Source organism: Thauera sp., from assembly GCF_035444905.1.
GTDB lineage: Bacteria > Pseudomonadota > Gammaproteobacteria > Burkholderiales > Rhodocyclaceae > Thauera.
Window position 1 is genome coordinate 88,215 of the sequence record NZ_DAOMPS010000005.1, and the last position, 12,067, is coordinate 100,281.

Here is a 12,067-nt window from a genome sequence, read left to right on the forward strand (position 1 = left end):
ACGAATGAATGAAACCGGCGCCCGGCGCCGGCGTCCCATGCAGTCGGCCCCCTACCCGGCTGCTGCTATAATCGAGCGCTTTTTTGCCAACCCGGAGTTATCAACGTGCTGATTTCCAATGCCTATGCCCAAGCCGCGGGCGGCGACCCCACTGGCGGCCTGATGGGCCTGCTGCCCCTGATCCTGATGTTCGTGGTGCTGTGGTTCCTGATGATTCGCCCGCAGATGAAGCGCGCAAAGGAACACAAGGCCATGGTCGAGGCCCTCGCCAAGGGCGATGAGGTGGTGACCGGCGGCGGCATCGCAGGCCGCGTGACCGAAGTCGGCGACAGCTTCGTGCAGCTGGAGATCGCCAACAACACCGTGGTCGCCGTGCAGAAGCAGGCCGTCGCCACCGTGCTGCCCAAGGGCACGCTGAAGTCGCTGTAAGCCTTACACGCGCCGGCCGGCCCCGAGCCCGCCGGCGCGTTTCGCTTCACCCCACCCGCTGCAGACGCTGCAGCCGGCCTCGCGCCCCGTTCGGTGCTCCGCACCCTACGCGAGCGTGATACCCCCACTCCTCTCCCGACGACGATGAACCGCTACCCCCTCTGGAAGAACGTCCTGATCGTCCTCGTGCTGCTCTGGGGCCTGCTCTACACCCTGCCCAACTTCTACGGTGAAGTCCCGGCGGTGCAGGTCTCGAGCGCCAAGGCCACGCTCAAGCTCGACCCCGCGACCACCACCGACCGCGTCAACAGCGCCCTTCGCGAGGCCGGCATCGCCCACACCGGCGTCTTCTCCGACGCCACCAGCGTGCGCGCCCGCTTTGCCGACACCGAGCAGCAACTGCGCGCCAAGGACGTCATCGAGCAGGCCTTCAACCCCGATCCGGCCGACCCTTCCTACGTCGTCGCGCTCAACCTGCTGTCGGCCTCGCCCAGCTGGCTGACCTCGATCAGGGCGCTGCCGATGTACCTCGGCCTCGACCTGCGCGGCGGGGTGCACTTCCTGCTCGAGGTCGACATGCCGGGCGCGCTGACCAAGCGCCTGGACGCCACCACCGGCGACCTGCGTACCCTGATGCGCGACAAGAGCGTGCGCCACGCCGGCATCACCCGCGAGGGCAACACCGTGGTCGTGCGCTTCCGCGACGCCGAGCAGCGCGAGGCCGGCCGCCGTGCCATCCAGGACGCCAGCAACGACCTGCAGCTCGCCGACCGCGATGACGCCGCCGACGACCTCAAGCTGATCGCCACGCTGACGCCGCAGGCGCAGCAGACGATGCGCGACTTCGCCATCAAGCAGAACATCACCACCCTGCACAACCGCATCAACGAGCTCGGCGTGGCCGAACCGGTGATCCAGCAACAGGGCGCCGAGCGCATCGTTGTGCAGCTGCCCGGCGTGCAGGACGTGGCCAAGGCCAAGGACATCCTGGGCCGGACCGCGACCCTGGAAGTGCGCATGGTGGACGACACGCCGGGCCTGATCGAACAGGCCATGGCGGGCAACGTGCCCTTCGGCACTGAGCTGTACACCGAGCGCGGCGGCGCGCCGCTGCTGGTGAGCCGCCAGGTGGTGCTCACCGGCGACCGCCTCACCGATGCCCAGCCCGGTTTCGACGGCCAGACCAACGAACCCGCGGTGCACCTGACCCTGGACGCCGCTGGCGCACGCATCTTCCGCGACGTCACGCGCGAGAGCGTCGGCAAGCGCATGGCCATCCTGCTGTTCGAGAAAGGCAAGGGCGAGGTCGTCACCGCGCCGGTGATCCGCAGCGAGATCGGCGGCGGCCGGGTGCAGATCTCGGGCCGCATGACCACCGCCGAGGCCAACGACGTCGCCCTGCTGCTGCGCGCTGGTAGTCTGGCCGCGCCGATGGAGATCATCGAGGAGCGCACCGTCGGCCCCAGCCTGGGCGCCGAGAACATCCGGAAGGGCTTCAATTCGACGATGTGGGGTTTCATCGCCATCGTCGTTTTCATGTGCGCCTACTACATGCTGTTCGGCCTCGTGTCGTCGATCGCGCTCGCAGCCAACCTGCTACTGCTGGTGGCACTGCTGTCGCTGCTCCAGGCCACGCTGACCCTGCCCGGCATCGCCGCCATGGCGCTGACCCTGGGCATGGCGATCGACGCCAACGTGCTGATCAACGAGCGCATCCGCGAGGAACTGCGCAACGGTGCCAGCCCGCAGGCCGCGATCGCAGCCGGCTACGATCGCGCCTGGGACACCATCCTCGACTCCAACGTCACCACCCTGATCGCCGGCATTGCGCTACTCGTCTTTGGCTCGGGTCCGGTGCGCGGCTTCGCGGTGGTGCACTGCCTGGGCATCCTGACCTCGATGTTCAGCGCCATCCTGGTGTCGCGGATGCTGGTGAATTTCATCTACGGCCGCCGCCGCAAGATCGACAGCCTGTCGATCGGCCAGGTGTGGAAGCCGGAAGGCAAGTAAGCGGACAAACGGACTGGAAACGCAATCATGGAATTGTTCCGCATCAAGAATGACATCCCTTTCATGCGCCACGCGCTGGTGTTCAACGTCATTTCGTTGCTCACCTTCGTCCTGGCGGTGTTCTTCCTGACCACACGCGGCCTGCATCTGTCGGTGGAATTCACCGGTGGCACGCTGCTCGAGGTCAGCTATGCCGAGGCGCCGCAGCTCGAACCCATTCGCCAGGCGCTCGCCGGCAGCGGCTACCCGGACGCGCAGGTGCAGAGCTTCGGCAGCGCACGCGACCTGCTGATCCGCTTGCCCAACCGCGAGGGCATGGACACCTCACGGGTGTCGGAGAACGTGATGAACACGCTCACAGAGGCGGCCGCTTCGCCACCTCAACTGCGCCGTGTGGAGTTCGTCGGCCCGCAGGTCGGCAAGGAGCTTGCTACCGACGGCGCAATGGCGCTCCTGCTGGTGATCGTGGGCATCATGCTCTACCTTGCGATGCGCTTCGAATGGCGCTTCGCGGTGTCGGCGATCGTCGCCAACCTGCACGACGTGATCATCATCCTTGGCTTCTTCGCCTTCTTTCAGTGGGAGTTCTCGCTGCCGGTGCTGGCAGCGGTGCTGGCCGTGCTCGGCTACTCGGTGAACGAGTCGGTGGTGGTATTCGACCGCGTGCGCGAGACCTTCAAGAAAAGGCGGAACATGACGACACCGGAGGTGCTCGACCATGCGATCACGCGCACCATCTCGCGTACCGTGATCACCCATGGCAGCACGCAGATAATGGTGCTGTCGATGCTGATCTTCGGTGGCGAGACGCTGTACTACTTCGCGCTCGCGCTCACGATCGGCATCTGCTTCGGCATCTATTCATCGGTGCTGGTGGCGAGCCCGCTGGTGATGTGGCTGGGCGTGTCGCGCGAGCAGTTCATCAAGCCGAAGAAGGAGAAGGAAGAGGCGGTGGTCTGAGGCCTCCTCCTGCCAGTTGTAACGAAGGCGCCTTGAGGGGCGCCTTCTTTTTTTGAGTGGCGGGCGTTTGCGCGGCTTCGATCCGGCGGCGGGGTCGGGCTGGCGGTCGCCGCCTGCACTCGCGGCCCTGCGCTACGCTCCGGGCTGCCCTCGGCGGAGGACGTTGCGGGGGCGGCGACGCAAACTCGGCGCTACGCGCCTCGGACACGCATCGCCTTGTCTCCCCCGCAACGCCCTCCCCCTCGGCGCTCATGAAGTTGGCTCCCCCAGCCCGACCCCGCCGCCTCGCGCAACATTTTCCTCAGACCGCAAAGACCTGCTTGACCTTGAGCGTCTCCCCGCGCTCGATCAGACCGATCAGGCGGTCGATGTTGGGGTGCTTGCCAGGATGGGCGCGAGCGTCCTCGGTGTGCTCGGCGTAGAGCTCGAGGCCCTTCTTCGCCGCCTCGGGGCTGATCGCGCCGTAGAGCTGGGCGAGGTGGTTGTAGACCGCCAGCGAGCCGGCCTGGCCAGGCCTGTTCTCGATGCTGGCGACGACCGCGTCGGCGGCGTCGATGAGGTTGAGCGCGGCGAGGTGGGACACGCCGGGCAGGGTCTTGAGGTTGTCGGCAAAAGCCATTCGGGTGCTCCTTGTCATGAAAACGCCACCGCGAAGGTGGCGTCGGGATGGGCGCCGGCGCGCGGCCGGCGGATTCGGTCGCTGCTCAGATGCGGCGGGCGAGTTCGGCGGCCTTGCCGACGTAGCTCGCCGGCGTCATCGCCAGCAGGTGCTCGCGCGCCTCGGCGGGAATGGCCAGGCTGCGGACGAAGTCGTGCAGCGCCTCGCGGGTGATGCCCTTGCCGCGGGTCATGGCCTTCAACTGCTCGTAGGGGTTCTCGATGCCGTAGCGGCGCATCACCGTCTGCACCGGCTCGGCGAGGACTTCCCAGCACTCGTCGAGGTCGGCCGCGAGGCGTGCCGGGTCGGCCTCGAGCTTGCCCAGGCCGCGCAGGCAGCTGTCAAGGGCGAGCACGGTGTGGCCGAAACCCACGCCCATGTTGCGCAGCACGGTGGAGTCGGTGAGGTCGCGCTGCATGCGCGAGATCGGCAGCTTCTCGGAGAAATGCTTGAGCACCGCGTTGGCGAGGCCGAAGTTCCCTTCGGCGTTCTCGAAGTCGATTGGGTTGACCTTGTGCGGCATGGTCGAGGAGCCGACCTCGCCTTCCTTGAGCTTCTGCTTGAAGTAGCCGAGCGAGATGTACATCCAGATGTCGCGGCAGGCGTCGATCAGCATGGTGTTGGCGCGGGCGATGGCGTCGAAGAGCTCGGCCATGGCGTCGTGCGGCTCGATCTGGATGGTGTATTCGTTGAAGGTCAGGCCCAGCGACTCGATGAAGCGGCGGTTGAAGCCTTCCCAGTCGAACTCGGGCCAGGCCGACAGGTGGGCGTTGTAGTTGCCCACCGCGCCGTTGAACTTGGCACACATGGCGACGCCGGCAATGGCGGCGCGGGCGCGCATCAGGCGCGCGGCGATGTTGGCCATTTCCTTGCCGAGCGTAGTCGGGCTGGCCGGCTGGCCGTGGGTGCGCGACAACATCGGCAGGTCGGCCAGGGCGTGGGCGAGTTCGCGGAAGCGGGCGATCACCGCGTCGAGGGCCGGCAGCAGCACGCGGTCGCGGCCTTCGGCCAGCATCAGCGCATGCGAGCTGTTGTTGATGTCTTCCGAGGTGCAGGCGAAGTGGATGAACTCGGACACCTTCATGACCTCGGCGTTGTGGCCGAGGCGCTTCTTGAGCCAGTACTCCATGGCCTTGACGTCATGGTTGGTTGTGGCCTCGATCGCCTTCACCGCCTCGCCGTCGTCGGTCGAGAAGTTCGCCACCACCCCGTCGAGCTCGGCCACCGTCGCCGCCGAGAAGGGGGCGATCTCGGCCAGCGCGGGCTCGGCCGCGAGCGCCTTGAGCCACTCCACCTCGACCTTGACGCGGTTGCGGATCAGGCCATGCTCGGAGAAATGCTCGCGCAACCCGGCCACCTTGCCGTGGTAACGGCCATCGAGCGGGGACAAAGCGGTGAGCGGGGACGGCGAGGCGTTCGACATAACGGAGCTTCCGGACAAAAATGCTATTTTAACGCCTCCCCCATCACAGAAGAGAACAAACCACCGTGAGCACTTCGGAGCGCTACAAGATCGAGGTGACTGCCACCGCCGAGTACGTCGCCGCCCAATCCAGGCCCGAGGACGAGCACTTCGTCTTCGCGTACCACGTCACCATCCGCAACGTCGGCGCAGGGCCCGCGCAGTTGCTCGCCCGCCACTGGATCATCACCGACGGCCACGGCAAGGTGCAGGAGGTGCATGGCCAGGGGGTGATCGGCGAACAGCCCACGCTCGCACCTGGCGAGCACTTCCGCTACACCAGCGGCTGCGTGCTCGAGACGCCGGTGGGCACCATGCACGGGCGTTACCAGATGCTCGGCGACGACGAGCACCGCTTCGAGGCCGAGATACCGCCCTTCATGCTGGCAATGCCACGGGCACTGCACTGAGACGTTGCCGAGCTGCCCCCTCCCTGCCTCAGGCCTGGGGCCGGCGATACTCGATGACACGACCACGCCCCTCGCGCTTGGCCTCGTAGCAGGCCTGGTCGGCGGCCTGCATCATGGCCTCGACGTCATGGATCTCTCCTTCCATGCGCGCCAGGCCGACGCTGGCGCCGACGCGGAAGGTCTGCCCCGCGCAGTCGAACGCGAAACCGCCGACGGCCTCGCAGAGCGCGCTGGCGATCAGATGTGCGTCGGCACGGCTGCAACCACGCAGGATCACCGCAAATTCGTCGCCGCCCAGGCGGAAGACCTGGTCCTCGACGCGCAATCGCGCGCGCAGCAGGCGAGCCAGCTCGCACAACAGGCGGTCGCCGGCGCCATGGCCGCAGGTGTCGTTGACCGCCTTGAAATGGTCGAGATCGAGGAACAGCAGGGTGAGCACATCCCCTGCACGGCGATGGATCGCCACCGCATGCTCGATCGACTCCTCGAAGGCACGCCGATTGGGGAGCCCCGTCAATGGATCGTGGCGCGCCTGGTGCACGAGCTGGGCGGTCGCCGCGTCGATCCGCGCCTGCAGGGTACGCTGATTGTCGGCGATCGATTCGGCCATGGCATTGAAGCCGGATTCGAGCGCGCGCAGTTCCTCGCTCGCCGACTGTGCCGGCACCCGCGCCTGCAGGTCGCCGGCCGCCATGCGCCGCACGGCCTGCACCAGCGACGCCACCGGCTCGCCGACCGAGCGCGCCAGGCGCAGGGCCATCACCACGGCACCGGCGAAGGCGAGCAGCGCGACGCCGCCCACCGTGAGCAGGACCCGGCGCTTGGCGGCGTCGCGCGCGCTCGTGTCCAGCTCCACCTGGACCCAGCCGAGGCGCTCGGCGCGGCCGGCCATCGACGGCGAAGGGTAGTCGACGACCTCGGGCGCCCCGCTCAGCACTGCGGCGGCAAACCTCAGCCGCCCTGCGCCGACATCGACCACGACCTCGTCCCCGCTCGTCGCCCGCACCGCCGCGGGCAGGCCGGACAAGGCCTCGCCGGCGCGGCCGAGGACCTCGCCCTCTGCATCGTAGAAGGCGACGGCGGCGACCTCGGCCTGTTCCAGGGCGCGCGCCATCAGCGCCTCGAGCGCGACCGGATTGCCCGACACCAGGACATACTCCGCGGCCGGGCCGAGGAAGCTCACGATCGCCTGCCCGCGCGCCAGCGTTGCCTGGTCCAGATCGCGGTTGCTCTGGTACAGGAACAGGGCGCCCAGCACGAAGGCGAACACGAGGCTGGGAACGAGCAGCACCATCAACATCCTGCGCCCGAGCGACATGTTGCGCAGCCACCTCATCTTGTGCCCTCCCCGCTGCTCGCCACGCGTTCGCGCAGGACCTGGTCGTCGGGCACGGCGATTCCGAGCGCACGCGCCACCGTGCGATTCACCGCGACGTCGAAACGCTCGGGGTAGCGCACGCCGCTGGCGATCTGCGCCACCGCGCCCGTCCTGACAAGATCCGTGCCGAGCAGGTCGGCGACGTCGTTGGCGATATGCTCGGGCGTGCTGAACACCGCAGCCAGGGCCCCGGCGGTGACATAGGCGGACGAAAAGGCGAAGATCGGGCGCCGGTAGTGGTAGCTCGTGAGCAGGATCGCGCGTGCCGCATTGGGGCTGGAGACCACGCCATCGGGCAGCGCCAGCAGTGACCCGGCCTTGTCGAGCAGGAACTGCAGCGCGCCGTTCAGCTCCTTGCCGTCACTGATCTCGAACACGTCGACCTCGAAGCGCTCGGCCGCACCCGCCCGCCTCAGCTCGGACTCGAAGTGGCGGCTGTCCGGCCCCAGCAGCGCGCCCACGCGCGCTTCCTGCGGCAGGATCGCGCGCACCAGGCGCAGGTGGCGCGCGGGAGGCTGGTCGAGCACGACCGCGCCCAGCGGACGACTCGGGTAGGCCGCGCGCAGGCGTTCGACGTCGCGCAGGCCGACCAGCACCGCCAGCACCGGACGGTCGGAATCGCGCAGCGCCGCCTCGGCCGCATCGCGGCCGGCAGCGAGAATCAGGTCGGCGCCCTCGACCCCCTCGGTATGCATGCCCTCGCGCACGGCGCCGGCCTGAACCAGACGGTGCATGCCGGGCTTGAGGGCCGCCTGCAGGGCATGGACGAACTGCTGCGCCGCCCCCTTCTGCTCCGATAGCAGCAGCGCAATCTCCAATGCCTGCGCAGCAGGCGACACCAGGACCGCCCCGAGCAACGCGCAGACGAACAGGCATCGGCGCACCAGGCGCGCCACGCAGCCCCTCGATCCGCCCCGCCGCTCCGCCATGCTCACCAGCCGATCCGCAGCGTGGCAAAGAGGTGGGGCTGATGGCGGTACTTGCCATTATGGAAGTCGGGGTACTTGCCCTTGACGCTGAGCGCGGTGACCGAGAACTCGCTGTCCGACCCCGGTGCGCCGAAGCGACGCGCCAGCTTGAGATCGAAACGCTCGCCACGCGGGATGTAATCCCCGCCATTGATCCAGTAGTACTCACCGTTGCGGTAGTAGCCCAGGCTCGCCCGCCAGCGCTCCGGCAGTTCCTTGATCAGCAGCAGCGAGGTCGTGGCGTGCGGCGCACTGTCGGGAATGTCACGGTCGCTGTAGGGCTCGCCCTCGTCGATGCGGATGAAGGACTGCGACAGGATGGCCCGCCCCCAGCCGTCGCGGCGCCAGTCGATCGAGAACTCCGCCCCGGTCATGCGGAAGTCATTGGCATTGAAGAAGTAGAAGGCCTTCTGGCCGGGCGTGATGGGCTTGAAATCGGGCCCTTCCCGGTTGGGGCAGGCATCCTTCATGAAGTTCGCCCGCACGCCGGGGTCCAGCTGGTCGAAATCGAAGCCCGCCGGGAAGGTCCGGCAGCTGCGGTCGTCGATGAAGCGCTCGTAGTACTCGCGGAACACCCTTGCATCCAGGGTCAGCCCCTGCGGACGGAAGTGGGCAACATAGCCGAGGTCGATGAAACGCAGGCGCTCGCTCTGCAGCGGCTCCAGGCTGCGGAACAGGATGCGACGGATGTCGTCGCCATCGCGATAGGTCTGGAAGGCCTTGGACTCCATCAAGGTGGGCGCGCGATAGGCGGTGCCGGTGGAAAAACGCAGCGCCGAATCGGGGCTGAAGGCGTAGTTCGCCGCGAACCGCGGCGAGAACAGCGAGCCGCTGTAGTCATGACTCTCGAGCGTGCCGCCGACGTTGATGCGCAAGGCCTCGACCGGACGCCACTCGACGCTGCCGAAGAGCTGGGCGTGCGTGGCATCGAGCCAGTCATCGCGGCCGAAGAGGCTCAGCGAACGGGCACGCTCGGAACGCAGGCCGAGGCCCAGCATGGCCGCGATGGAGGGCGACCAGCGCCCGCTGAGCTGCAGCTCCAGGTCATCGCGCTGCACCTCGCTGTCGCGGCTGCCGAGATAGGCCTGCAGCACGCCGCCTGCGTCCTTCTCGAGCACGGTCCAGTCGCCTTCGGCACGCTCCTGCTGGCGGTAGTAGCGCAGGCTCACCGAGGTGTCGCCGTCCACCCGGCGCTCCCAGCCGGCCTGCAGATAGAGGGAGCGGTCACGCTCGCCATGCGGCGGAAAATCGAGGTAATGCGGCCCCCCGCGCCAGCTCGGCCCCTCGCTGATACCGAGCTGCAAGCCGAACTCGTCGAGGGGCGAGAGTTGCAGCGTGGCGTTGAAGTTGGCCACATTGCGCGTCAACTTCTCCGCCCCATGCAGGCGCTGCGTGGGCGGGTTGTCCTCGAAGTGGGACTCGAAATTCACCACCGATCGCCGCGATGCGGACAGGCGCCAGTCGAGGGCGGCATCGCCTGCGCCGTTGATGCGCACGCCGTAATCGTAGAAGTCGTCCCGTCCACGGCGCAGGATCACGGCGCCACCGCTCTCCGTCGCAGGCGAACGCGTGATGATGTTCACCACCCCCTGAAAGGCATTCACCCCGTAGGCCGCGCCGTTGGGGCCGCGCACGACTTCGACGCGCTCGATGTCGTCGACCCGCAGCGGCAGGTTGTCCCACTTGGTGTCGCCCCACAGCGGGCTGTTGATGGTGCGCCCGTCGATCATGACCTTGATCCGGCGGTCATAGGCATCACCGAGGCCATGACTGGCAACCGAGGGCGAGCCGTCGGCAATATCGGCGACCAGAAAGCCGGGCACCAGGCGCAGCAGGTCGTGGATCGTGGTGAAGCCCGAGGCCTCGATCATGTCGCGGTCGATGACCGTGACCGGTGCAGGCGCATCAAGCGGCGATTGCGCCAGGCGTGAGGCGGTGAGCACGAGCGGAATGTCGTCGAAGAAGGGATCGCTTCCCTGTGCGCCTGCAGGAAGCAGGCAGACGAACCCCAACAGCACGCGCCACAGCGGACGCCGACCACAACCGAACCCTGAACCCCGCGCCTGCATGCCTTCCCCTGCCAGAACTCGCCCGTCACGCTCTCATGCGACAGTCATCGGCCGCACCCGACACCGATTGTGCCCGGAATGGGGATCGCGCTGGCGTGCGATGCACGCGCGCGAGTGAAGAAGGTCACGGCGGCCCACCGCTTGCGGGGGCCGGCGCCATGCGCAAGCGGTGTTCAACTGCGATAGTCGGCGTTGATCTTCACATAGTCGTAGGAGAAGTCGCAGGTCCACACAGTGGCCGCGGCACTGCCGCGAGCGAGGTCGATGCGCACCGTCAGTTCGGCATGCTTCATGATGCGCGACCCGGCCTCTTCCACATAGCTCGCAGCCCGTCCGCCGTGCTCGGCGACGAGCACGGTCTCATCCGGATTGCCCAGCCACACCTTGAGCCTGGACACATCGAGGTCATCGATGCCGGCGTAGCCGATGGCGGCCAGGATGCGGCCGAGGTTGGGGTCGGAGGCGAAGAAGGCGGTCTTCACCAGCGGCGAGTGCCCCACCGCGTAGGCGACCTTGCGGCACTCGTCGCGGTCCCGGCCGCCCTCGACGACGATGCTCATGAACTTGGTCGCGCCCTCGCCGTCGCGCACGATGGCCTGGGCGAGCGCGACCGACACCTCGACCACCGCATCGCGCAGCACCGTGAAGTCGGCGCTGGCGGCGTCGACGATCTCCGCGTTGCCCGCCGCGGCGGTGGCGATCAGCACGAAGGAGTCGTTGGTCGAGGTGTCGCCATCGACGGTGATGCTGTTGAAGGACAGATCGGCCGCCTCCCTGACCAGGGCATCGAGCAGCGGCTGGGAGACGGCTGCATCACACGCGAGAAAGCCGAGCATGGTCGCCATGTTGGGCCGGATCATGCCGGCCCCTTTGCTGACCCCGGTGAGGGTGACCGTGCGGCCGCCGATCTGCACCTGCTTCGACACCGCCTTGGCCAGGGTGTCGGTGGTCATGATGGCGTGCGCCGCGTCGAACCAGCCGTCGGCACGCAGGTCGGCGACCGCCTTCGGCAGGCCGGCGAGCAGGCGCTCCATCGGCAGCGGCTCGAGGATGACGCCGGTCGAGAACGGCAGCACCTGCTCGGCTCGTACCCCCATCTCTTTGGCGAGCGCATCGCAGGTGGCGCGCGCATTGGCCAGGCCCGATTCGCCGGTGCCGGCGTTGGCGACACCGGTGTTGATCACGAGCGCCCGCGGCGCCGCCACGGCAAGGTGCTCGCGACAGACCTGCACCGGTGCGGCGCAGAAGCGGTTGCGGGTGAACACCCCGGCGGCACGGCTGCCCGCAGCCAATTCGACGACCGTGAGGTCGCGTCGATTGAGCTTGCGGATGCCGGCTTCGGCCACGCCCAGCGCAACGCCCTGCACGGGAAGAAGATGAGCCGGTTGGGGGGTGCTCAGATTGACGGCCATAGCGATCTCCAGGGTGGGGCCCGCCGGCCAATGGCGAGCGGCAATTGAACGAGTGCGAATGATAGCGGATTCGGCCGCCGCGGATTCCTCGCCGTCCCTCAGACGGGCGGCCCGCCTGGCACAGGCCGTATCACCGCTGTTACACCGCCCATCGTGGGCAGCCGGTCCCGCCTCGCACCGCAAACCCCCTAGCTCCATGAGAAGGCGCCTGTCATTCCATGCGGTAGCGTCCGGTGCGCTGTAAAGAAGATGAACACTCGGGATCCCATCCGCTTCGACCCCACCTTCCCGCCCGAGCCAGAACCCCTCTG

The 12,067-nt window shown here is 67.8% G+C and carries 10 protein-coding genes; 4 read left to right on the plus strand and 6 right to left on the minus strand.

Annotated features, from left to right (window positions below):
• Window positions 1-105 precede the first annotated feature (105 nt).
• From yajC to secF, 3 genes are all read left to right on the plus strand, one after another.
• On the plus strand, window positions 106-429 hold the full coding sequence (yajC, locus tag PLC66_RS03850; RefSeq protein WP_324537928.1) for a preprotein translocase subunit YajC: 324 nt from the start codon (window positions 106-108) through the stop codon (window positions 427-429).
• Window positions 430-573: 144 nt separating this feature from the next.
• Window positions 574-2,439 (plus strand): protein translocase subunit SecD, encoded by a 1,866-nt coding sequence (gene secD / locus PLC66_RS03855; protein ID WP_324537929.1) that lies wholly within the window; start codon window positions 574-576, stop codon window positions 2,437-2,439.
• Between the two features lie 27 nt (window positions 2,440-2,466).
• Window positions 2,467-3,399 (plus strand): protein translocase subunit SecF, encoded by a 933-nt coding sequence (gene secF / locus PLC66_RS03860; protein WP_324537930.1) that lies wholly within the window; start codon window positions 2,467-2,469, stop codon window positions 3,397-3,399.
• 301 nt (window positions 3,400-3,700) lie between these two features.
• Here the strand turns inward: secF and PLC66_RS03865 are convergent, their stop codons facing one another.
• Both PLC66_RS03865 and purB read right to left on the minus strand, forming a co-directional pair.
• Window positions 3,701-4,018, minus strand: a complete 318-nt coding sequence (locus tag PLC66_RS03865) for a DUF2322 family protein (RefSeq protein WP_324537931.1) — start codon at window positions 4,016-4,018, stop codon at window positions 3,701-3,703.
• An 85-nt stretch (window positions 4,019-4,103) separates the two neighbouring features.
• On the minus strand, window positions 4,104-5,480 hold the full coding sequence (gene purB, locus PLC66_RS03870) for an adenylosuccinate lyase (protein ID WP_324537932.1): 1,377 nt from the start codon (window positions 5,478-5,480) through the stop codon (window positions 4,104-4,106).
• Window positions 5,481-5,545: 65 nt separating this feature from the next.
• Here purB and apaG point away from each other — a divergent pair, with 65 nt between their 5' ends.
• Window positions 5,546-5,929: a Co2+/Mg2+ efflux facilitator ApaG/CorD gene (apaG, locus tag PLC66_RS03875; protein WP_324537933.1), complete on the plus strand. Its 384-nt coding sequence runs from the start codon at window positions 5,546-5,548 to the stop codon at window positions 5,927-5,929.
• 28 nt (window positions 5,930-5,957) lie between these two features.
• Here the strand turns inward: apaG and PLC66_RS03880 are convergent, their stop codons facing one another.
• The 4 genes from PLC66_RS03880 to argJ all read right to left on the minus strand — a co-directional run bounded on the left by PLC66_RS03880 (window position 5,958) and on the right by argJ (window position 11,756).
• Window positions 5,958-7,265 carry a diguanylate cyclase gene (locus PLC66_RS03880; RefSeq protein WP_324537934.1) on the minus strand — a complete coding sequence of 436 codons (1,308 nt, stop codon included), beginning with the start codon at window positions 7,263-7,265 and terminating at the stop codon, window positions 5,958-5,960.
• Entirely contained in the window at window positions 7,262-8,236 is a 975-nt protein-coding gene (locus PLC66_RS03885; protein WP_324537983.1) for an ABC transporter substrate-binding protein, read from the minus strand. The genes PLC66_RS03880 and PLC66_RS03885 overlap by 4 nt, the downstream gene beginning before the upstream one ends.
• 2 nt (window positions 8,237-8,238) lie before the next feature.
• The gene (locus PLC66_RS03890) at window positions 8,239-10,293 is read right to left on the minus strand and encodes a TonB-dependent receptor plug domain-containing protein (protein WP_503012175.1); all 2,055 of its coding nucleotides are present in this window, start codon (window positions 10,291-10,293) and stop codon (window positions 8,239-8,241) included.
• Window positions 10,294-10,517: 224 nt separating this feature from the next.
• A complete protein-coding gene (gene argJ / locus PLC66_RS03895) occupies window positions 10,518-11,756 on the minus strand; it encodes a bifunctional glutamate N-acetyltransferase/amino-acid acetyltransferase ArgJ (RefSeq protein WP_324537936.1) in 1,239 nt (412 codons plus the stop codon).
• Window positions 11,757-12,067: the final 311 nt, after the last annotated feature.